Source organism: Nostoc sp., assembly GCF_036916575.1.
In the GTDB taxonomy this organism is placed as follows: domain Bacteria; phylum Cyanobacteriota; class Cyanobacteriia; order Cyanobacteriales; family Nostocaceae; genus Nostoc.
The window spans coordinates 1-23,783 of sequence record NZ_JBALGC010000041.1 but is presented as its reverse complement, the minus strand read 5'-3'; the positions used below and the strand labels follow the sequence as shown (position 1 = coordinate 23,783).

At 43.2% G+C, this 23,783-nt stretch carries 15 protein-coding genes and 1 pseudogene; 11 read left to right on the top strand and 5 right to left on the bottom strand.

Annotated features, from left to right (window positions below; translation table 11 throughout):
• Nucleotides 1-15 precede the first annotated feature (15 nt).
• Nucleotides 16-1,284, top strand: coding sequence for an exodeoxyribonuclease VII large subunit (gene xseA / locus V7L29_RS10590; RefSeq protein ID WP_334735420.1), 1,269 nt, complete (start codon nucleotides 16-18; stop codon nucleotides 1,282-1,284).
• Entirely contained in the window at nucleotides 1,277-1,504 is a 228-nt protein-coding gene (gene xseB / locus V7L29_RS10585) for an exodeoxyribonuclease VII small subunit (protein WP_334689267.1), read from the top strand. The genes xseA and xseB overlap by 8 nt, the downstream gene beginning before the upstream one ends.
• A 447-nt stretch (nucleotides 1,505-1,951) precedes the next feature.
• On the opposite strand, the gene V7L29_RS10580 is transcribed toward xseB, so the two are convergent.
• Complete coding sequence (locus V7L29_RS10580) at nucleotides 1,952-2,962, bottom strand: chemotaxis protein CheB (protein ID WP_334735419.1); 1,011 nt, start codon at nucleotides 2,960-2,962, stop codon at nucleotides 1,952-1,954.
• 443 nt (nucleotides 2,963-3,405) lie between these two features.
• Between V7L29_RS10580 and V7L29_RS10575 the strand changes: the two genes are divergently transcribed.
• A complete protein-coding gene (locus V7L29_RS10575) occupies nucleotides 3,406-3,576 on the top strand; it encodes a hypothetical protein (RefSeq protein ID WP_334735418.1) in 171 nt (56 codons plus the stop codon).
• A 463-nt stretch (nucleotides 3,577-4,039) separates the two neighbouring features.
• Here V7L29_RS10575 and V7L29_RS10570 read toward each other — a convergent pair whose 3' ends face one another.
• Nucleotides 4,040-4,393, bottom strand: coding sequence for a hypothetical protein (locus V7L29_RS10570; protein WP_334735417.1), 354 nt, complete (start codon nucleotides 4,391-4,393; stop codon nucleotides 4,040-4,042).
• Between the two features lie 72 nt (nucleotides 4,394-4,465).
• Between V7L29_RS10570 and V7L29_RS10565 the strand changes: the two genes are divergently transcribed.
• The 4 genes from V7L29_RS10565 to V7L29_RS10550 all read left to right on the top strand — a co-directional run bounded on the left by V7L29_RS10565 (nucleotide 4,466) and on the right by V7L29_RS10550 (nucleotide 12,101).
• A complete protein-coding gene (locus tag V7L29_RS10565; protein WP_334735416.1) occupies nucleotides 4,466-5,224 on the top strand; it encodes a sucrose-phosphate phosphatase in 759 nt (252 codons plus the stop codon).
• Nucleotides 5,224-5,856, top strand: a complete 633-nt coding sequence (ruvA, locus tag V7L29_RS10560) for a Holliday junction branch migration protein RuvA (protein ID WP_334689272.1) — start codon at nucleotides 5,224-5,226, stop codon at nucleotides 5,854-5,856. The genes V7L29_RS10565 and ruvA overlap by 1 nt, the downstream gene beginning before the upstream one ends.
• 70 nt (nucleotides 5,857-5,926) lie before the next feature.
• Nucleotides 5,927-7,123 carry an 8-amino-7-oxononanoate synthase gene (gene bioF / locus V7L29_RS10555; protein ID WP_334735415.1) on the top strand — a complete coding sequence of 399 codons (1,197 nt, stop codon included), beginning with the start codon at nucleotides 5,927-5,929 and terminating at the stop codon, nucleotides 7,121-7,123.
• Between the two features lie 718 nt (nucleotides 7,124-7,841).
• Nucleotides 7,842-12,101: a PAS domain S-box protein gene (locus V7L29_RS10550; protein ID WP_334735414.1), complete on the top strand. Its 4,260-nt coding sequence runs from the start codon at nucleotides 7,842-7,844 to the stop codon at nucleotides 12,099-12,101.
• Nucleotides 12,102-12,162: 61 nt separating this feature from the next.
• Here the strand turns inward: V7L29_RS10550 and V7L29_RS10545 are convergent, their stop codons facing one another.
• The gene (locus V7L29_RS10545; protein ID WP_334689275.1) at nucleotides 12,163-12,771 is read right to left on the bottom strand and encodes a hypothetical protein; all 609 of its coding nucleotides are present in this window, start codon (nucleotides 12,769-12,771) and stop codon (nucleotides 12,163-12,165) included.
• 192 nt (nucleotides 12,772-12,963) lie between these two features.
• On the bottom strand, nucleotides 12,964-13,551 hold the full coding sequence (locus V7L29_RS10540; protein ID WP_334735413.1) for a thylakoid membrane photosystem I accumulation factor: 588 nt from the start codon (nucleotides 13,549-13,551) through the stop codon (nucleotides 12,964-12,966).
• Between the two features lie 553 nt (nucleotides 13,552-14,104).
• Here V7L29_RS10540 and V7L29_RS10535 point away from each other — a divergent pair.
• From V7L29_RS10535 to V7L29_RS10520, 4 genes and pseudogenes are all read left to right on the top strand, one after another.
• On the top strand, nucleotides 14,105-15,463 hold the full coding sequence (locus V7L29_RS10535; RefSeq protein WP_334735412.1) for a Mur ligase family protein: 1,359 nt from the start codon (nucleotides 14,105-14,107) through the stop codon (nucleotides 15,461-15,463).
• 110 nt (nucleotides 15,464-15,573) lie between these two features.
• Nucleotides 15,574-16,388 (top strand): annotated as a pseudogene (locus V7L29_RS10530) (type 1 glutamine amidotransferase).
• An 84-nt stretch (nucleotides 16,389-16,472) separates the two neighbouring features.
• Complete coding sequence (locus V7L29_RS10525) at nucleotides 16,473-17,087, top strand: Uma2 family endonuclease (protein ID WP_334735411.1); 615 nt, start codon at nucleotides 16,473-16,475, stop codon at nucleotides 17,085-17,087.
• Between the two features lie 413 nt (nucleotides 17,088-17,500).
• A complete protein-coding gene (locus tag V7L29_RS10520) occupies nucleotides 17,501-20,545 on the top strand; it encodes a COR domain-containing protein (RefSeq protein ID WP_334735410.1) in 3,045 nt (1,014 codons plus the stop codon).
• 129 nt (nucleotides 20,546-20,674) lie between these two features.
• Here the strand turns inward: V7L29_RS10520 and hetF are convergent, their stop codons facing one another.
• Nucleotides 20,675-23,185 (bottom strand): cell division protein HetF, encoded by a 2,511-nt coding sequence (hetF, locus tag V7L29_RS10515; RefSeq protein WP_334735409.1) that lies wholly within the window; start codon nucleotides 23,183-23,185, stop codon nucleotides 20,675-20,677.
• Nucleotides 23,186-23,783: the final 598 nt, after the last annotated feature.

Sequence of the window (23,783 nt, the reverse complement as noted above, 5' to 3'; positions counted from 1 at the left end):
TTTCAGGCATCTTTGATGACTTTTGACCTTCCCGACTCTCTCATTCTCGATACTGCACTTTCAGTTTCTGGATTAACTGACTATATCCGCTTGCTGTTAGAGCAAGATGAACAATTACGGCAAGTTTGGGTAACTGGCGAAGTTTCCAGTGCTAATAATCATCGCAGTGGTTTATTTTTCACGCTGCAAGATACCGATCGCACCGCCGGAATTAAGTGTGTGGTATGGAATAGCCAATTGCCAAAACTCGCCCAGATACCCGTTCCTGGTGAGCAGATAATCATTTTAGGTAGTATTCGCCTGTATCCACAACGCGGAGAGTATCAGTTATCAGTTTGGCAGACTTTACCTGCTGGTGTTGGTTTACAAGCGCTACGCTATCAACAACTAAAAAATCGCTTGCTGGCTGAGGGATTGTTCGACGCGCAAAGAAAGCGATCGCTCCCCATTCACCCCCAAACGATCGCTGTCGTCACTTCACCAACGGCTGCTGCTTGGGGTGATATTCAAAAAACCTTGAAGCAAAGGTATCCAGGTTTACACGTTTTATTTTCTCCGGCGACAGTACAAGGTGAGCAAGCGCCGGAATCTATCGTCAAAGCAATTGAGCGAGTGGAAAGAGATGGTCGCGCCGAAGTGTTAATTTTATCGCGGGGTGGTGGCGCAGTTGAAGAATTGGCTTGCTTTAATGATGAACGTGTGGTGCGATCGCTTGCTAGTTGTTCCATTCCTGTAATTACTGGGATTGGTCATCAACGGGATGAATCTTTGGCAGATTTAGTTGCAGATGCTTGTGTGCATACACCCACTGCGGCGGCAGAAATGGTTGTGCCGGCACTTTCAGAGTTGTATACTGAGCATCGGCAGCGAGTTGTGGCTTTACATGAGGCGGTGCATGACTCTGGGGAAGATGCTCTTAATAAACTGCAAGTATTGCGGAATCGTTTGCGACGTTTGCGGTTGGATCGGCAAGTGCAACAAGAGGTGGACAAGCTAGCTTGGAAGCGTCAGCATTTGGTGCAAATCACGACGGGGCGATCGCAGCAAGCAACGCAGCATCTAGAATTATTACGGCAAAAGTTGGCTAGTCTTGATCCGAAAGCTGTGTTACAGCGTGGTTATGCGGTGGTGAGGCGAGAAGATGGGGCGATCGTTCGTTCGGCGTCGGAGTTGGCTGTGGGGCAAGAGTTAATGATTCAGTTGGGGCAAGGTGGGGTTAAAGTGAAGGTTATGGAAATAAATGAACCGCAGAGGCGCAGAGGACACAGAGAGTTGAATGGTTAAACGTAAGGGTGCTTCTAATTCTGAAGAAGGTTGGAATTATGAGGCGAAGGTCGCTGAGATAGAGGGAATTATCGCTCGTATTGAGGCGGGTGAATTGGAATTGGAAGCTGTGTTTGAGCAATTTGCAAGTGCTGTTGAATATTTGCGTCAATGCGAAAGTTTTTTGCAGCAGCGACAGCAGCAGGTAGATTTGTTGATTGAAACGTTAAGCGATGAGTAGAAGCGAGAGCCTGCTGGTGAGGTTATTCGGGTTTAATAAGTAATCAAGCAGAATGATATTAGAGGATGCGTAAGTAGGTCGGCGTAAATAATTATTGTTGGGATAAGGCAGTTCTTGCTGGGCTTTTAGCCAATACGCTTGGGTTAAGAATTTCTTCCTTCTCTTTGCGTCCTTTGCGTCCTTCTCTACGAGACGCTGCGCGTTGGCGGAAGCCTCTCGCAGAGAAGGCGGTTCGTTAAAAAAATTGACTTGAAGAAAGAGTTTTAGCCTTAACCCAAGCGTATTGGGCTTTTAGCTGGGGGAGAAAGAGTTTGAGCCATATTTACTTTTTTTTACACAGTTTGGTTTTATTGCACCGACTTACGTAGACGCTCTTTACGGCTTGCCGTAGGCATCGCGTTTTAGATATCCAATCTAATACAATCCAATCCACGCAAATACACACCTTCAATCAACATCTGTGTTTGTATCGTCTTTCAATAGCACTTCTCGAATAATGGCGGCGCGTACAAGAGCAGCCTCCGCCTCGTGTTTCAATCTTTCTGCTGACAATGATAGATTGCGAGCCTCCATCCTTAAAGCCATGCGATGTGATAAAGAAGCTTTCTCTTCCAATGCCCTTAAAGCGACCCATAGCGCCTCGTCCAAGGCATCAGACTGTGTGGCCAGTAAAGTTTTTGCTGAAAAAGCATGACCCGTGCGGCACCGAAAGCGCAACAAATTTCCCTCTTGGATTTCCCAGAGGATACCGCCGCAGTCAGGACAGCCAAAGGTTGATGGTTTACCGGGTCGGTCGCTTTCGTTTTCTACTGCTTCCAAATTCAATTTGGCTATTTCAGATTCAAACTCCATCTTGCTAGGTATGGGCTTTTCTGTTTCTACTTCCATTGGCGTGTTAACTAAAGCTGCGAAAATAGAAGGAATATCTGAAAGTGGCACAATATGGTCAATATCTTCTACGTTCTCGATCGCATTACGTGGCATATCAGGATACAAAGCATCGTCGGGATTTTGGACAATTGCCACACCGCCTCGCATTTTTACAGCCACTAGTCCCGCCGTGCCGTCGTCAAGCATACCTGTTAGTAGCACAGCAATCACTCGCTGCCCATAGGTTCGCGCTGCACTACGAAACAATGGATCAATAGCGGGACGACAACGATTTTCTTTTGCTCCCCGCGTCAAACGCAAATATCCCGGTTCTAGTATTAAGTGGTAGTCAGGCGGAGCGACATAAATCCAACCAGGAACAATAGCTTCGCCGTCCTGGGCGTGGGACACTGGAAATTTGCCAACGCGACTTAATATTCTTGGCAGAGCACTCTTGCTGTGACTGGGTACATGAAGAACTATAATCACAGCAGCATTCAGATCGGGCGGCAAATGCTTGACTAGATAAGCCAGCGCCTCAACTCCACCTGCTGATCCTCCAACGACGATAATATTTTGTTTAGCCATTAAATTAACTAGGTAGGCATCAAAATTTATAATTGGAATAAAGCAAGTGGCAAAAGACAAGAGGGTTTTAATCTAATTTACCGTGGCTGAAGGGAACAATGGTTTAAAACCCCGACCAAATTAAAAATTTGTTTGCTCTTATTAAGCAGAGGTCTGAATCCGCTTCTTAATCAAACCTTCTGCCTTTTGCCTTTTCAACTTTCTTTAGATAGTTTGGTTTTATTGTGCCAACCTACTTAATTATTTAATTTAGATAGCAGCGTGGGTAACAATAGCATATTCACCACCAGCATTGAGACTAACGCAGCCAAAAAATTTGCTCATCTATCTTTGAGAGGATTTATTCTTCTTTGAGAAATAGGACTTGAATAAACTCGGTCGGTTGAGAAGATTAAAAGGGGTCAACCACCAGACTTAATTACAAAACGCTTCACAGTTTAGCGATGTCTGCCTTTAAAAGTTTGGATGCCTGCGGCGGGCTGCACCAACGGATAGCGCAGCGTAAAGTCTACGGCATAGCGTCTCGTACAGAGCGTTGGAAGCCTCCGCTCCAATTTTTCGCTACGACGGGCTACGCCTACGCTCAAATTCAAACACTAGCTATCACAATCTGAACTGTTGTAGCTAATATAGCTTGATTCATAAGTAATGTTTAAGCGTTAGTAGGTCATCTATAAGCAGTTGCTGCAAACACTTTAACCTTTGTAACAAATCCTAGTTCATCTATAAGCAATGCTTAAGTCTTTGTAGTAAATGTATAAGCAGTTGCTGCAAATAGTTTAACCTTTGCAACAAATGCTATTTCATTTATAAGCAATGCTCAAATCTTTGTAGTAAATGTATAAGCAGTTGCTGCAAATGCTGAAGCGTTTGCTGCTAATGTTGCATGATTGATAAGCAACGCTTAAATCATTGCAGCAATCATTACAGCAGTTTTCATGTATTTGAACCACATCTATCGTAGGGGCACAGCAATGCTGTGCCCCTACCGCGTGGTCTATTTACCTGAAAATAGCTGTAACCCTCTTCTGTCACTTTCCATAGATAAAAATCTGAAATACTTGCTGCACAAGGGTTTCAGTCTAAAGCAATGATAACGTTTATCATATTAGGAAATAAAGTCACAAACCCAGTCCCAGTCAAAGTTTTAAACATTCCTTTTGATTTTTGTTTTCGGAGAGTGACAAAAGCGGGGTAATATTCGTAGATAATTTTTTCAATCCACTTGTGGGTTGCTATCTTTTGAAATCTTTCCAATAAAGCCGCCTGCTCAACCATCTCGGCGAAAGACAGAGTATCGCCAGTATCGGCGTGCAAAAAGACACAAGACAAATTGTTTAAATTACGCTTTTGCACAGTGGCGACAATGGTTGTTTTGCCGACACCAGATACACCAGATAAAAACAGGATAGCTGGTTTTTTGGACGACATCTATGTTTTCTTTAGATAAGTGCAAAAAGGACATGAACTTTTTGATGGTAAAGCGAAGCATAAGAGATGATTATGGCTAAATTTCTTTTTGTAACAGACTTGGATGACACCCTCGTGTATCGCACTGTGGGCGATGACAGCGCCTTAGCAGAACTGAATCAATTACTGAGTCAACATCGCCAAAAATACGGCACTAAAATTGTTTATGCTACTGGGCGATCGCCTGTACTTTATAAAGAACTCCAAGCTCAAAAAAATCTTTTGCAACCGGATGCTCTCGTCCTTTCTGTGGGTACTGAGATTTACTTTGATACTACTGATACTCCAGACTCAGATTGGTCAGAAATCCTCTCTACGGGGTGGGAACGAGAAACAGTATTATCTCTTACTAGAAAATATCCTGAGTTAATTCAGCAACCAGATTCAGAACAGCGTCCCTTGAAAGTGAGTTTTTTCTTACAACAAGAAGCATCTGTCAGAGTCGTACCACAACTTGAGGCAGAGTTGCAAAAAAATAAACTAAATGTAAAGTTAATCTACAGTAGCGGAATAGACCTTGACATTGTACCCCATAGCAGCGATAAAGGTCAGGCAATGCAGTTTTTACGCCAAAAGTGGAAATTTGCAGCTGAACAAACAGTTGTCTGTGGTGATTCAGGTAATGATATTGCTTTATTTGCTGTAGGCAACGCACGGGGAATCATTGTGGGGAATGCCCGAAAAGAGTTACTTCAATGGCACAATGAGCATCCCGATGAACACCGCTACCTGGCTTCATGTTTTTGTGCAGGTGGAATTATCGAAGGTTTAAAATATTTTGGTCTCTTGTAATGATTAGTTATCTAAAAGGTATAGTCGCTGGTATCCAAACAATTGGCGCTAATCGCGTAATTTTGACTTTGGAAGTCAATGGCTTGGGGTATGATTTGCAAGTTCCTCAACGCCTAGCAAACCAGTTACCAGCGTCGGGAGGAGTGACGCAAATTTTTACCCATTTTCAAATTCGTGAAGAAGTGCCCTTCCTATATGGCTTTGCTTCGCCAGCCGAACGCGATTTATTTCGCCATTTGCTGACTGTCACCGGTATTGGTGCAGCCTTAGCGATCGCCCTCTTGGACACTCTGGAACTACCAGATTTAGTTCAAGCAATTATCGCTGGCAATACACAGATATTAATTCAAGCTCCCGGTGTCGGTAAGAAAATTGCCGAACGCATCTGTTTGGAACTGAAAAGCAAGTTAGTCGAGTGGCGCAAGTCAGCCGGGTTCTTCGTCGCCACAGATGGCCCAGCACCGGGAATTCTTGAAGAAGTGCAAATGACTCTCTTCGCCTTGGGATATACTGCCCATGAAGTCAGTCACGCCTTGCACGTGGTGAGTGAAGATATCGGACTACCTAAAGACGCTTATGTAGAAGATTGGATTAAACAAGCGATCGCTCATCTGAGCAGCGAACAAGTTTAATAGTCATTAGTCATTAGTCATTAGTCATTAGTTGTTAGTTGTTAGTTATTCTCCCCCTGCCCCCTGCCCTATGCAAATTGACCCTTATGCTTGGCTAGAACAGTCCTTAGCAACAATTCATCGGGCAGACTGGTATCGCTCAGTACAAACAATCCACGGTCGTCCGGGTGCAACGGTGATTTTAGCTGGGCAAGAGGTAATTAATTTTGCCAGTAATGACTATTTGGGGCTTGTGGAAGATCAGCGGTTGAAGGCAGCAGCAATTGCTGCGATCGCTGAATTTGGGACTGGTAGCACTGGTTCGAGATTACTCAGCGGGCATCGAGAATTACACAGAGATTTAGAGGAGGCGATCGCATTTACCAAACAAACAGAAGATGCCTTGGTATTTAGTTCCGGGTATCTAGCCAATTTGGGTGCAATTACTGCCCTCGTTGGCAAGCGTGATTTGATTTTATCTGACCAATACAATCATTCCAGTCTGAAAAATGGGGCGATTCTCAGCGGTGCAACAGTTGTGGAATATCCGCACTGTGATGTTGCAGCACTAAAAACTCAGTTGAATTGGCAGCGACAAAACTACCGACGCTGTTTGATTCTTACTGATAGCGTCTTCAGTATGGATGGTGATTTATGTCCGTTACCTGCACTGTTGGATCTCGCTAATGAATTTAACTGTATGCTGCTAGTTGATGAAGCTCATGCCACTGGGGTACTAGGAAAAACTGGCGCTGGCTGTGTCGAACATTTTGGGTGTACAGGAAAGCAATTAATTCAAGTTGGCACTTTGAGTAAAGCTTTGGGTAGTTTAGGCGGGTATGTGGCAGGAAGTACCGCCCTAATTGACTTTTTGCAAAATCGCGCACCCACTTGGATTTACACCACTGGGCTTTCACCTGCTGATACAGCCGCGGCCTTAGCAGCAATCAAGATAGTCCAACAAGAACCGCAACGCCGTGCCCAATTGTGGCAAAATGTACATTACTTGAAAAATTTACTGCAACAACAGTTACCTAATCTAAAATTACTGCCTTCGGAATCATCTATATTATGTTTTCAATTGCCCAGTGCGACAGATGCCCTCAAAGCTGGAAAACAGTTAAGAGATGCTGGCATTTTTGCTCCAGCAATTCGTCCCCCCACAGTGCCCACAAGTCGGATCAGAATATCTTTAATGGCAACTCATCAAGCAGCACATATTGAAAAATTGGTAGCAGTGCTGAAGGATATCAATTACAACGAATTTTTTGTGAATAGACCAAAGTAGGGTTGGGGATTAATTGGGGAGCATCTCAAATGTGTAAAAACATATTTTGTCATTGCGAACGCTTCATTCGCAATGACAACTCATCATTTTGGTAAATTTGCAAAATTGGGATGCTCCCCGTAAATACAAACAGAAATCGACAGTCAAATAAGAGTCTGTGTTTGATTGCGATTAATTTTAATTCAGCCACATCTCATAGTCAGATTTAGTGTTTGAGATGGAACCAGAAGATATATCAATACGCTTGGGTTAAGCATTTCTTTCTTCTCTCGGTGTTCTCTGCGCCTCTGTGGTAGCCTGTCTTGAAAAGTTCAGATCGGCGGGAACCGCCGCTCCGACTTTTCGCTGCGGCAAGCCGCTTTGCATCTATGTGAAAAAAACTGACTTTGACAAAGGATTCTAGCCTTCACTGAACTGTATTGGAAGACATATCGGATATTTAAAATCATCTTGATTTTGGGAATTTTGGGATTTTTTATAAACTTAGGTTACTGCATCTCTTGGAATTGAGTAGTTATGATCAGCAAACTGATGTTATGCATATAGATTAATGATAAACTTTGGCTCTTATACTATATTACCGAGTAATTAACCTCTAACAAAAGAAGTTTTTCTAAATAAATTAAAATCTATCTGGAGATAACTTACTAAAATTTGCAAACTAGCGTAGGGTATCTACAGCCTCGGCAATAAATATTGCTTGTTCCAAGACATTTTCATGCCTCAGATTCATTATTTCCAGTTACTGCGTTATGGCATTGTTGTATCAATTGTCGCACTAACATTAGTGTTAATGTTGATACTAGATCCTTGGTTAAGCATGAGTGGAACTCCTTTCATGCTGTTTTTTAGCGCTGTAATGGTGAGTGCTTGGTATGGTGGTTTGAAGTCAGGGCTGTTAGCAACTTCCTTGTCTGCGTTACTAAGTAATTACTTCTTTCTCCCCCCAGCTTCTGATCTGAGTTTTGACTTATCCAATTTCGTGCCAATTGGGTTGTTTGGATTACAAGGATTGCTTTTTAGTATCTTATATGAGGCATTAAAGGCTGCTAAAAGACGGGCTGATGGAAATCTTCAAAAGCTAAGAGTTAGTGAGGAGCGATTTCGATTAGCCTTAAGTAGTTTAGATATCCTCGTGTTTCAGCAGGATCGCGATTTGCGATATCAATGGATTCATAATCCTCAAAGTCTAGATACTGCTGAGGAAATGTTAGGTAAGTCTGATGATGAATTATTTCCAGCTTTAGTAGCAGAGCAATTGAGGGCAATTAAGCTGAAGGTATTAGAGACTGGTGTTTCAACTCGTCAAGAGGTTGATCTGAGAATTTGTGGAAAAGACAGCTATTACGATTTGCTGGTTGAACCGCTAAGGGATGTAGACAATACGATTCAGGGTATTACCTGTGCAGCTGTGAATATTACAGAGCGTAAGCAGGGTGAGGAAAGACTTCGCTATATCGCCGAAATTAGTAGTATACTCTCTACTTCCCTAGATTATGAAGAAACTTTACAACAAATCGCCGAAATCTCAGTTCCCCAGCTAGCTGATTGGTGTAGTGTTGAGATTTTAAATGAAGATGGTTCCATTCGCCGTCTACCCATTGCTCATGCAGACCCATCGAAAGCGGAGTGGGCGCGTAAACTTCAGCAGTATGTACCAGATCCCAAGGGTACGAATGACATCGCTAGAGTACTGCAAACTGGGCAACCAGAATTAATTCCGGAGGTATCTGACTCCTTTTTAATGGCGACTACTGAGAATGAAGAACACTTAAACATTGTTCGGCAATTAGGGATTAAGTCTACGATCATTGTCCCTTTAGTAGCACAAGGGCGAGTTCTGGGCTGCATCAAGTTTGTCACCGCTCAATCAGACCGTCGCTATGATCGCTCTGACCTAACTTTAGCAACAGATATTACCCATCGTGCAGCCTTAGCAGTGGAAAATGCCCGACTTTATCGAGACATCCACCAGGCTTTAGTGAATTACGCCGAATCTTTATCTCTTCTAGATGCGCTGTTAGAAGCTGCTCCCGTTGCAGTATGCTTTTTTGATCGGGAACTGCGATATATCAGAATTAATCAAGTTTTCGCTGAGATTAACGGTTTGACCATACAAGAACATCTAGGACGCAAATTTGGCGAAGTGTTGCCAAATATGGCGGCTGAGTTTGAGCTACATTTACAGCGCGTGTTGGATACTGGAGAACCCCTGCTGAATATGGAAATCAGCGGTGAGACAAGAGGACAACCTAGAAGGTACGGCTACTGGCTGGGCAACTTTTACCCGGTAAACAACACAATGGGCGAAACGGTAGGAATTGGAATTATTTTGGCAGAAGTGACAGCAGCAAAGCAAACAGAAGTTGCCTTGCGGGAAAGCGAAGAAAGGTTCCGGGCAATGTTCAACCAGGCAGCTGTCGGTATTACTCTAGTAGCGTTGGATGGAGGATTAATTCAGGTTAATCCTGCTCTGTGCGAAATTACGGGGTATAGCCATGAAGAGTTAATTCAAATGAACTTTCAGGAAATTACCCACCCTGACGACTTAGAAGTTGATTGCGAGAATGCTCGGCGAGTTTTGGCAAGAGAAATTAGTGGTTATTCCCTAGAGAAGCGCTACATCCGCAAAGATGGTTCTATTGTTTGGGTAAACCTAACTTCATCAGCAGTTTTGGATGCTAACGGACAACCAAAGTATGCATTAGGCATTCTTGAGGATATTAGCCATCGCAAACGAGTTGAAACGACACAAAACTTTTTAGTCGAAGCCAGCATCTTACTAGCTGCCTCATTCGATTATGAAATCACCTTGGAAAGTGTGGCTAATCTAGCAGTTCCAACGCTAGCCGACTGGTGTATTGTAGATGTTTTCCAGGAAGATTGCTCAAGTAAACAAATTGCGATCGCAATTGCCGATTTCACAAAACGAAATATTTTAGACGAAATCCAACGGCGTTATCCATCCCAAACCAGAGCAAAACAACTTGTGCAGCAGCTAAGGCGAGGAATATCTGTATTTTACTCCGAATTATCTGAGCCTCATCTTATACAGATGGCTCAAGACGATGAACATCTGCAATTATTGCGAAGCCTGGGTATTCATTCTCTAATGGTGATTCCAGTTCGTTCCCGTGGGCAATTATTCGGAGCAATCTCTTTTTTTACAGCCGAGTCAGGTCGGCGCTACAAACAAACAGACTTGGCTTTAGCAGAGGATATTGCTCGTCGGGCGGCGACAGCCATCGATAACGCCAGACTCTACCAGGAAACTCAACAGGCAAAACAGGCAGCTGAACGGTCTGTCAATCGCACGCTACTTTTACAAAGAATAACTGCTGCCCTCTCAGAAGCGCTAACTCCCCAACAGGTGGCTGATGTAGTGGTAAACCAAGGGATTACCGCCTTAGAAGCCACTGCTGGTTCTGTTGTCTTACTGACGCAGGGAGATACTACCCTGAAAGTTGTGCAAGCAAATGGCTATCCGCAATCATTCATAGATGCCTGGACAAATTTTCCGATCACTGCACCTAACCAAATAGCGGAAGCAGTCAGAACTAGGCAGCCGATTTTTTTAGAAAATTCAGCAGCCATGATTGCTAAATATCCAAACTTAGCGGATGCTGTGGCTCTTACACAGAATAATGCCTGGGCTGCCATTCCCTTGATAGCAGAAGGCAAAGTGATTGGGGCACTGGGATTAAGCTTTGCCACTGTACAAATATTTAACGAAGAAGACCGGGGATTTTTATTGACAGTGGCACAGCAGTGTGCTCAAGCGATCGCCCGCGCTCAACTTTACGAAGCCGAAAAGACTGCAAGGGCACAAGCCGAAACAGCCAACCGTATTAAAGATGAATTCCTCGCTGTTCTTTCCCATGAACTCAGAACTCCCCTGAATCCGATTTTAGGGTGGGCAAAGTTACTCCGAACCCGCAAGTTCGACGAAGCCGCTAGAATCCGGGCTTTGGAAACAATTGAACGCAATGCCCAGTTACAAACCCAACTTATTGGAGATTTACTTGATGTTTCGCGGATTTTACAAGGTAAAGTCAACCTAAATCTTTACACAGTAGATTTGAGAGTGCCGATCGCAGCTGCACTAGAAACAGTGCGTTTAGCAGCAGAAGCTAAGTCAATTCAAATTCAAACGGTGCTAAGTAATGATATCGGTAAAGTTCTCGGCGATGGCGATCGCTTGCAACAAGTGATGTGGAATCTCCTCTCCAATGCCGTTAAATTCACACCCACAGAAGGACGAGTAGAAGTGCGTCTAGAGAAAGTTGGGTTAGATGCCCAAATCCAGGTGATTGATACAGGTAAGGGAATCATCCTGGAATTTTTGCCTTATGTATTTGACTACTTTCGACAAGCAGATGCCAAAACAACCAGGATATTTGGCGGATTGGGATTGGGACTGGCAATCGTGCGTCATCTAGTAGAACTTCACGGTGGTACAGTTCAGGCAGAGAGTCTGGGAGAAGGACAAGGGGCTACTTTTACAGTCAGGCTACCTTTGCTGAAAAATTCTGAGTTACGAGGTGAGAGTGCTGAGGCTTCTCAACCAGAACTCAGTACTGAGGACAGATTACTTGCTGGAGTGCAAATCCTGCTTGTGGACGATCAAGCTGATGTGCGAGAGTTTTTTAGCTTTGCGCTAGAACAATATGGAGCGAATGTAACGGCAGTTGAATCAGCAACCGAAGCCTTGGAAACAATAGCCCAATCAAGGCCAGATATCCTGTTAAGCGATATTGGAATGCCCTTGATGGATGGCTATATGTTGCTGCGCGAGGTGAGAAAATTACCGCCAAACCAAGGCGGACAAATTCCAGCGATCGCTTTGACTGCTTATGCTGGAGAAATTAATTACAACCAAGCAATGGCCGCAGGATTTCAAAAACACCTACCTAAACCCGTCGATCCAGTGGATTTAGCTACAGCGATCGTCAGTCTCATCGGGCAAAATCAAGCTTGAGCTTATTAGGAGGCACAGCAATGCTCATTGCTATCAAAAAGAAATCCAAAAAATCGGTACGTCAACCAATGGGGCGATTACCAGGATTGACTGCATGAATATATTCACTACCCGATCGCGGTCTTCCTCGTTTATAATAAGCCTCTTCTGGTTTACCCCATCCTAGCTGCAAAATCATTTCCAAAAAGCTAGAATTTTCCCACTTGCACAAACTTGCCCATTCTGTTCTTTGAACAATTCTCTCTACATCAGATGTGACAATTTGTTGGTATTGTTTACTATTATTGAAACTCAAGTATAAATCCATCTCCATAGAGACTTTATACCAAAATTCTACGATAGAATTTTTCGCAGCTTTTAATATCTCTAAATCACTGTTGAGGGCTATTAACTCGCTATCTACTTCGGGATAGTTCAAGTTTTTACCTTTGACTGTTACCTCCCGCCAGATAATACCTGAAACTTGATTTTCCCTTTGATAATCATGAATTGCAGTTTTGAAATCTTGATAGGCAGTGAACTGTTGCAGCCCATCATTTTTGAGAAACTGGTCAATTACAGGATTGCCAGAAACTGTTATTTCTAATTTTAAGCGTTTTCCCTTCAGGCAGGCTTGACGTTCATCTGCCAAAATTTGAATTAGCTCCTGGGTGGTGTAAACTTTTGACATCAGAATACACTTTAGTTAGTCATTGGTCACTGGTGATTGGTCATTAGTCATTAGTCATTTGTGACGGACTATAGACTATATAACTTTTTAATCGGTTAACACAGATATTTAAATATTATGCTTTGGCATCGGCAGTAAATGTAGTAACAAGCACTAAAAATTAGGGCAGACCAATTAGGTCTACCCCATAAGTTACTTAGCTAACTCACTACTGAACTCATTGAAGGCTCGCCGCTTTAGCTGTGCTGTTTCCGTGCGTGGTAATAAATCAAATATTTTGCGAAATTCATCGTCTATATCTTCAAAAGGTACTTGACCCTTCTTATTCAAAACTACCTCACCTGATTTATTAAACACCACGACTTGAGGAACACCCCCAGAATAGTAATATCCTGGTTCGCTAGGGTCGTAGGTCTGTTTAGGCAGGATATTATCTACATTAATAGGCATAATCTCTACTACCCGACCATAGAATTCTTGTACCCGTGAAATGGAAATGGCATATCTTTTGGAATCGCTGCTGTCATCCACATAAAATGCCAAAAATATGGGTTTATGTTCCGCTAAAGTCTGTGCAAGTGTCTGTCTGGGAGGAACCAATGAACCATTGCCAGCATAAACGACAAAGATGTTGCCATCATATAAATCATTATTGAGACCAGCATATGCAGGTTGCATACTTATAATGAAAAGACTTGCAAGCAACAACAGGCATTTGGACAACCACCTTCGCCAGCCAGTAATTTGTTTATGTAAAAAAAGAAACTTAATGCTATTCATCAAAAGGAACCTTGCAAGCTACTACTTGTCGTGATTTTGTACTGAATTCAGCAAACTGGGCTGGATATGTAATTACGCCCACCCACTATTTTTTAAGATAACGCTTACTGAGATTATCTCTCGTAAGTGGGAAATGGGGGATGAGGGAAAAGTTAGAACTTAAAGTGTCAGCCTCAAAGGCTCAAGTTTCGGCTTCAAAGGCTCAAGTGTCAGCCTCAAGGCTCAAGTGTCAGCCTCAAGGCTCAAGTTTCAACCTTAAAGGCTCAAGTTTCAACTTTAAAGGCTCAAGTTTCGACCTCAAAGGCTGAAGTTTCGACCTCAAAGGCTCAAGTGTCAGCCTCAAAGGCTCAATCTCCCATTTTCCCGACTCCCTCCTCATCTGACTTTTCACGTCATGCGGAAAAAAGAAGCGAAACCTAACCCCCCAGCCCCCTCATTCCCTGCATCTTAATTTTCAGGCTGGCTTTTTAAGCTAGGATTCGCTAAACTCACAAGATTAAATTTGCAATTAAATACTTTCAATTAGCAACTGCCAGAAGACTAGGGTACGGATGTGGGAAACAAAATACAATTCATAGATAGGCTGCGACTGGGTTTCGCGGTGTCAGTGGCAAAAAGTGTGACGTTTATTGTGCGATGTCTTCGACGGGCTGCGCCTACGCTCCGTCTGGGTGCTGGTAGTGTATTACCAGGCTCGATTGCTCGTCGCATTGAACCGAGACTTTTACAATTATTGAGTCAGCAAGTTAAAAACGGGGTAATTTTAATTGCTGGTACTAACGGCAAAACCACTACAGCACTGCTTTTATGCACGATACTAAAACGCAAGGGTTACCGCATCGCTCATAATTCTACAGGTGCAAATCTGGAAAATGGCTTGATGACGGCGCTGTTGGAAACCACCAACTTACTAGGCATACTAGATATTGATTACGCCATTTTGGAAGTTGATGAAAATATTGTACCAAGAGTATTAACGCCACTCCAGCCGCGAATTATTCTCTGTTTAAACTTGTTCCGCGACCAACTCGATAGGTACGGGGAAGTAGACACAATTAGTAAGCGTTGGACAAAAGTTATTTCTACCCTACCAGCAGAAACGGTGGTAATTCCCAATGCTGATGACCCAACTTTATCTCACCTCGGTCAGCAGTTACCCCAACGGGTGTTATTCTTTGGCTTAAATGAACCAGAACATTATCTGGAAGCTATTCCTCACGCTGTTGATTCTATCTATTGTCCCAGATGTGGACATTCTTTAGATTACAAGGGTGTTTATTTGTCTCATTTAGGAGATTTTACTTGTCCCAAGTGTGGTTTTAGTAAAAGTAAACCGACTCTCGAAAGTAGTGAATGGTCGCAAATTCTAGTTGGTTTGTACAACAAATATAATACTTTGGCTGCTGCTACTGCGGCTATTGAGTTGGGAGTTGATGAAGCAACAATTAGAGATACTATTAACAACTTCCAAGCTGCGTTTGGTCGAGCTGAAGATTTAGTAATTAACGGTAAACGAGTGCGGATATTGTTATCAAAAAATCCTGTGGGAACGAATGAAACCATTCGCGTAGTTACTCAAAGCACAGATAAAACCACACTGCTAGTATTGAACGATCGCACACCTGATGGCACTGATGTATCCTGGATTTGGGACGTGGATACTGAAAAATTAGTCGAACGCGGAGGGACTTTAGTAGTGAGTGGCGATCGCGTCTACGATATGGCACTACGTCTACGTTACAGCCAAAAGTCCCCTGAGAGTACGTTAAATTTAATAGTTGAAGAAGATTTGCGACAGGCGATCGCTACCGCATTAGAGCATACACCAGAGAATGAAACTTTGCACATTCTGCCTACCTATTCAGCCATGCTAGAAGTGCGAGAAGTTTTGACTGGCCGTAAAATTCTTTAAATTGGGGAATGGGGAGTTGGGAGTAGAGACGCGATTAATCGCGTCTGTACAGGAGTTAGGAGTAGAGACGCGATTAATCGCGTCTGTACAGGAGTTAGGAGTTAGGAGTTATGAGTTTTCCAGAGTTGGAATTAACAATAGGTTGGCTTTATCCGACGCTGATGAGTACCTATGGCGATCGCGGTAATGTAATTACTATAGAACGTCGCGCTCAGTGGCGGGGATACGATGTTAAAGTGTTACCCCTGGATCAAAATGCCACAGCCGCAGATATTAAAACTGTAGATGTAATCGTTGGTGGTGGCGCACAAGACCGTCAGCAAGAAATTGTCATGCGTGATTTGCAAGGTGCAAAAGCTGACGCCATGCGCGATAAAATTGAAAATGGAACACCGGGAGTATTTACTTGTGGTTCACCCCAACTGCTAGGACATTATTATGAACCAGGCTTGGGACAGCGGATTGAAGGTTTGGGAATACTCGATTTAGTTTCCGTCCATCCTGGTGAAAATACTAAGCGCTGTATTGGAAACTTGGTAATTGAAGTCACAGCCTCACGTCTGGCGCGGGATTTAAAAGACATGACAGGTAGCACACCATATTTAGTAGGCTTTGAAAATCACGGTGGACGTACCAAGTTGGGGAAAGTGGAAGCATTGGGACGCGTGGTGTATGGTTTGGGAAATAATGGTGAAGATGGGACAGAAGGAGCATTTTATCAGAATGCGATCGCAACTTATTCCCACGGCCCTTTGTTACCCAAAAATCCTTTGTCGCCGATTGGTTAATTCAAACAGCATTGCGGCTAAAGTATCAGCAGGAAATTACCTTAGAACCTTTTGACGATAATCTTGCTGTACAAGCGCGGGAAGCGATGTTTAAGCGGTTGAAAGTAAGTTTACCAAGTGTTGCGGCGAAAGTTTAATCTCAGTTCCCTGATTAAGCCTCTCTCCGACACGGGGAGAGGTTTGGAGAGGGGTCAAATTTGATATAAAGCAAGGGGCAAAGTATGACTCAAGTCTTACGCAAACTAGTAACATTTGATGAATTTATCGCCTGGTATCCCGAATCTTCAGACAGGCATTATGAACTACATGATGGGGTAATTGTTGAAATGCCTAAGCCAACAGGGAAGCACTCAGAGATAGCTGGGTTTATTAATGGTTCTTTGTTTCTTGAAATCACCCGTTTATCTATTCCTTGTTTTATCCCTAAAGAATGCGTCATCAAGTCAGTTAACACTGATTCAGGTTATGAACCAGATGTCATCGTTCTGGATAGACAAGCTGTTAAAGATGAACCACGCTGGAAAAAAGAATCTATCATTACGCAGGGTACTTCCGTTCGTTTAGTTGTAGAAGTTGTTTCAACCAACTGGAGTGATGATTATGCTTTGAAGCTAGAAGATTACGAGTCTTTGGGCATTCCTGAATATTGGATTGTAGACTACCTTGCCTTAGGTGGTAGACGATTTATTGGCAATCCTAAACAACCAACTATCTCGATTTACCAACTAATTGAAGGTGAGTATCAAGTTAGACAATTTAGGGGAAATGACCGCATTCATTCGTCAGCTTTCCCAGAGTTTAATTTGACTGCTGCTCAGATTTTTCGGGCTGGATAAGTTGCGTAATTTAGAGACAGATTGAGGTTTTACATAACAAGCAACAGGCAAATATGACTCAAGTCTTACGCAAATTGGTAATGATAAATTCTGTTTAAAATCCCGTAAAAATTATTAGCGTTCGTGTAGTGTTACCCAGCATAGTAGATTGCTTTGATATCTTGCAGTATTCTCAGTTAGTAGCTGCGAACGCCTGAAACTCGAAGTTCTAGGAAACAATAGCCAAAGCCACTCAAGTAGACAAAAACCTAAGTCTGGAAAGAATTTAGTCCTCTTTAGAGGAGTTTCGCTATTAGCCATAGGTTTCTAACCTGTGGCGGTTGTTAGGATTAGTGCAAAATATTAGTAGTTGCGAGATTGTCCAGCAAATTAAGGGCATTAAATATAATTTTTGTTGACAGGTGAACTTCAGTATGGCAAACACGCCTCAACGTTTCCTTGAAAAAATCCGAGAAGCGAAAGAGAAACAGCTTAAACGATTAAATTTAAGCAATGATTGGAATACTGATAACAAGAAAAAATTAACAGAGATTCCTGCTGAGGTGTTTGAACTGGAATGGTTAGAGGTTTTGAATTTGAGCGGCAACCAATTAACCACTCTGCCAGAAGCGATCGCCCACCTGGAACAACTCACCTCCCTGGATTTAAGCGGCAATCAAATAATAACGCTACCAGAAGCGATCGCCCGCCTGCAACAATTCACCTCCCTAGATTTAAGAGGCAACTACTTAACGACGCTGCCAGAAGTCATCACCCGCCTGCAACAACTCACCTTTCTGTATTTAAGCCATAACCAATTAAAGACGCTGCCAGAAGCCCTCAGCCGCCTGCAACAACTCACCTTCTTGGATTTAAGCTACAACCAATTAATAACGCTGCCAGAAGTGATCGCCCACCTGCAACAACTCATCTTCTTAGATTTAAGCTACAACCCATTAATAACGCTGCCAGAAGCGATCGCCCACCTACAACAACTCACTTCTTTGTATTTAAGCGGCAACGGATTAACGATGCTGCCAGAAGCAATTGCCAGTCTGCAACAACTCACCTCCCTGGATTTAAGCGGCAACGGATTAACGACGCTGCCAGAAGCAATTGCCCGCCTGCAACAACTCACCTCCCTGGATTTAAGCAGCAACGGATTAACGACGCTGCCAGAAGCAATTGCCAGTCTGCAACAACTCACTTCCCTGGATTTAAGCCGCAACCAATTAACGACACTGCCAGAAGCAATTGCCAGTCTGCAACAACTCACTTCCCTGGATTTAAGCAGCAACCAATTAACGACACTGCCAGAAGCAATTGCCCGCCTGCAACAACTCACTTCCCTGGATTTAAGCAGCAACCAATTAACGACACTGCCAGAAGCAATTGCCCGCCTGCAACAACTCACTTCCCTGGATTTAAGCAGCAACCAATTAACGACACTGCCAGAAGCAATTGCCCGCCTGCAACAACTCACTTTTCTGGATTTAAGCGGCAACCCCATCGAAAAGCCACCACCAGAAGTTATTGCAAAAGGTATTAAGGCAATTAAAGATTATTTTCGACAACTGGAAATAAAAGGCACAGATTATCTGTATGAAGCAAAGTTACCAATTATCGGCGAAGCAGGAGCAGGGAAGACAACACTGGCGAAGAAAATTGAAGACCAAAATTATCAACTCTGCGAGGAAGACCCTACGAAGGGAATTGAGGTAATCCAGTGGCGTTTCCCAATGGAAAACGGGCGAGAATTTCGAGTCAACATCTGGGATTTTGGGGGACAAGAGATTTACCATGCAACTCACCAGTTCTTTCTTACCAAGCGCTCACTCTATGCTTTGGTGGCAGACACCCGCAAGGAAGACACAGATTTTTATTACTGGCTAAATGTCGTGGAACTGTTGAGCGATAACAGTCCGCTGCTAATCATCAAAAATGAGAAGCAAAACCGCCACCGTGAAATTAATGAACTCCAGTTACGGGGGCAGTTTACTAATTTGAAGGAGACTTTACCAACAAACCTTGCTACCACTAGAGGTTTAGAACAAGTTTTAGAAAAAATCAAGCATTACGTTAAAAACCTACCCCATATTGGCAGTCCGCTTCCCAAAACCTGGGTTAGAGTTCGGGAAGCTTTGGAGAGTAACTCATGCAATTACATCAACTTGGATGAATACCTGAACATCTGCCAACAAAATGGGTTCACCCAAAGAAATGACAAGTTGCAGTTGAGCAGCTATCTGCACGATTTGGGAGTATGCTTGCACTTCCAGGAAGACGCACTTTTGAACAAGACCGTCATCCTCAAACCCAAGTGGGGTACTGATGCAGTCTACAAAGTCCTGGATAATGAAAAGGTAATTTGCAACCTGGGCAGTTTTACTCGGTCTGACTTGGCAAACATCTGGTGTGAAGACGAATATATCACGATGCATGATGAACTCTTGCGCCTGATGATCAACTTCAAGCTGTGCTACGAAATTCCTAGAAGCCAAGGAAATTATATTGCCCCACAATTGCTATCTGCTAATCAACCCTCCTATGACTGGAATGAAATCAACAATCTGATCCTGCGTTACACTTACGATTTCATGCCCAAAGGCATTATCACTCAGTTCATTGTTGCCATACATGAGTTGATTGCTGAACAAAAATGTGTCTGGAAAAGCGGCGTCGTTCTCAGTAAAGACCAGACGAAGGCAGAGGTGATTGAATATTACGGCAAGCGGGAGATTAAGATTCGAGTCTCAGGTCGTCACAAAAGAGATTTGATGACCATAGTTACACATGAACTCGATAAAATTCATGCTTCATACAAGCGACTACAGTACAACAAGTTAATCCCCTGTAATTGCTACACCTGCAAAGATAGCCAAGAGCCACATTTTTATAAGCTTGAAAATTTAAGAAATCGCCTTGCTAAACAAAAATATGATGTTGAATGTGATATTAGCTATGAAAAAGCAAATGTTTTAAGCTTAATTGATGATGTGATAGATAGGGATAAAGAGAGGTTGTTTGTAGAACAGTTAGGGGTTGAAACAAATCCTCCTCAATCTCCGCAAATACTATCTAATGTACATATCAACCTAAATCAAGTTCAAGAACAACAAAATCAAATTCGTCAAAAGGAAAATAGTTCAATGTCAACAGTAAATCAATATGGCTCTGGGGATAATATTGGCGGCGATAAAGTTATGCGTGATAAAATCGGCACTCAAATCAACAACTCCCAAAATTTGGCACAAGCTGCAAAAGATATTAAAGAACTTTTAAATCAACTGTCACAAGAATATTCTAATACTGCGATTGTTGGCGTCAAAGCAGTAGAAGAAATAGAACGTAAGCCAACACTGAAAGCTCGAATTGTCAATGCCCTGAAAGAAGCAGGATCAGAAGCTCTGGAAAAAGCAGTTGATCATCCTGCTGTCAGCATTGTCATAGCAGCTACTAAGGGCTTTATAGATGGTTGAAGATATGGTAATTTAATCAGGCTGAAAAGTAAAATTTACCGCCCAAATACTAGCTTGTTTTACTAGAAACTTGAATGGTAAATTTCTGTTTTTATTCAGAGTCACATAACTCCTGACTCCCGATTCCTTCTACTGTTCTTCACCTTTTTCCTCAAGGAGCGATCGCCAATCTTCAATCGCCTTCTCCGTCCACAGCCAATTTTTAGCTAATTTATCTACCTGGAAATTTACTGGATCAGACTTAACTACCATTTGCCGCAACTTGATCGCTTCATTCAGATATTGTGCCTGCTTACCATTAGATTGACTAAGTGCAGATTTATACAGTCCGAGAGCTAAACCAGCATAGGAAGTTAAAGCATCCTGAGGCACTGCCGTCTTTGTGGATGTTGAGCGTGTGTTCTGTTCTTTAAGAGCTAAATTCAAAGCTTTGAACCAAGAGTCATTAGCTCGATTCAGATTGTTTTCTGTATAGTAAGCAAATCCCAAAGCGTTATTATACAAAAGCGATTCTGGTTTAGCTTTTGCAGCAGTTTCCCAGTAACGGCGGGCATCATCGACGCTATAGTTATTGTCTTTGGTTTGGATAGACTGCCAAGCTAATCGTCCCTTGTAAAAGTTAACAGATGGATCATCAACTTGTTTATTTGGAATTAGTTTCAGGGCAGTTTCAGCCGCAGCCAGTGCGCCACGATTGAGTAGTTCTTCTACAGCCAATAACCCACCTTGCAAATCACCCTGGCTCAATTTTTCTGTAGCAGTGGCGGTGACAATTCCAGTCGCTGCTGTTTCTAAATCGATATTTTGCTGCTTTTGAATGGGTAGAGACTGGGTAGGAATTACTGGTATTTTAAGCATTGCTTGGGGTCGATTTTGCCACCACCAATTTAAACCGATCGCAGCTGCTAACGCACTGATTCCCACAATACCCAGAATCGGCCACAGCCTACGACGTCGCATAGGAAGTCTTGGTGCGGCTGATTGCGAGCGCGAAAAATCATAATTTTCCCAATTTCTTTGAAAGTTCCCAGCAGTTTGAGGTGGTGGTGCTGGGGCTTCTCCCCACAAATTTGCTTGCTCTTGCAAAGAAGTTATTTCTTCTGAAACTTGCCTTTGCTGAAGACTATTTTCCTGAATTTGTTGATCTATTTGAGTTGGAGCTTTTTGATTATCTAGTTGACGAAACAAATCCGAAACTATAGCAGAATCTTCTGCATAGTTTGGGTCATCATACTCAATTTCATCAACGAGATCGCCCCAAGTATCTTCACCCAGCCAGTCCAACCCAGAATCACGCGCCAAATCAGAAGGGATCATTTCCTCCATTCCTAAAGGCATCTCAGTATCATCTGCGATCGCAGAATAGATCGTGGAAGTTGTCCCTAAAGGCGAACTATACTGGTTGAGCGACTCCGCACTTTCAGATAACTCAGTTTCCTCACTCAAGAAACCGTCAAATTCTGGCTGGAGATATAAAATCGGTAATGCCCAGTACATCTGGTGAGAACCATAGGCAGAAATTAATCCTTGGCGCACCCGACTTACACACAAATCTACTGGATATCCCTGACTCAAGTTGCGGTAAAACAATTGTGTGAGCGTCAACGCCACTTGATCAGGAATCCGTTCTGACATCGCCAAAACGCTTCTAATTCCGCGCTTCACCAGACTTTCTGCCAGGTTTCGTTCGCCAGTATCTCCAGAAGGATTGGATGCAGCTGTGTACGCCCCCAAGCAGGAGTTAAACACTGCCATTTGGATGTTATTGTTGACGAGCAAACCTGCCAGATCGTCCCCAGTTAAGATTTCCGTTAAGCCAGTTCTGCGACTAGCAAGATAAATTTCTCCGCCATTAGACCCTAAGTTACTATGACCAGAGTAATGGAGAACGTGGTATCTGCCTTGTTCTAGAGCTTGCGTCAGTTCTTCTCGTCCTGGTTGGTCTAGCACCGTCAGGTCAATTTCTGGCAAACGATTGTTACCTTCAGTCAGTCGTGATGTTTGACGGTGAAGTTCAGCTTGCAGTTTGATAGATTCTTGTTTGAGTAAGTCAAGGCTGACTTGATCTGAGGGGGAAGCAATTACCATCAATACTTTTACACCACCTTGTTCTAGTGGTGTGGGCATATTTCGCGTAGGCGTAGCCCCCCGCAGGGATCGCAAAGGGGAAGCTCCCAAAATTCCACTTTGGAAGCGAGAAAAAGCGACATAAGGCCCAGTAGCCAGAGGGCGATCGCCTGCGTGCATCACTTCCCAAGGCAGACGAGCTAACCTAGTATCTTTTAACCCCAAGCGCAAGCGTAGTACTTGTTGATGGTTTTGGGCAATACCTTGGGCAGTAATCCAACTATCTCTGAGAGTGCCTTGAAATAGGGCGTTATAAAATTGTTGACCTAACGCCACCAAGTTAACAGAGTTTCTGGCGATGTCGCTTTCATGCCCACCAGGGGCAAATGGATCTCCCTGCAACACCGACTTTAACGGGTCATTCATCAAATGCCCAGCAGCGATCAACCAATCAGCTACAGGCCAAGTCACCAGTTCTTCTGCCAATGGCACCCCAGGCGCGACTTGTTCCGTCCGCACCAAGTAGTCATTTTGCCCTACAGGAGTTACCGAAATGTGGAATTCCTGGGTCACAACTTCTCCTGTCCGCCTCCTAAATCTGGTTTGAAACGCGAAAGTTTCAAGTCGATTTTTCGCTCCCTCTGATAACTTAGATGCATTCCACCCCTGAATGTTTCTGATTCTAGTTGTTTTGCTTTTTCTGCCTTTACAACTTTATCCGGATCGGATTACTTGGGTCTAGAACACTTAATTGGTAGATGCACCTTGATCTTCAACTCCCCTAGTTGGCTAATACCCACTGGGGGTTTTTTTCAATTTTGGCAAACAACAGCAACTTCTGACGCAGATATTCTCTACCATAAAATAGTGCTTAACCCTAGAATACTTGATTAATAGATGGATGTACCTTAATCTTTAACTCCCCTAATTCAGTTAATATCCACTCTTGTTTTTTTGACACACGACAACAATCAATTTTCTAATAAATTTATCCGGAGCATGGTGGTTAAACCTAGAACATTTAATTGGTAGATGCACCCTGATAACTAGCTCCCCTGGTCGGCTAAAACCCACTGGGGGTTTTTTTATGAAGGTAGTAATACCAATTCTCTAGAAGCTTGCACTAAATAGTTACCTCTATCTTCCTTGGCGTTCTTGGCGTTCTTGGCGG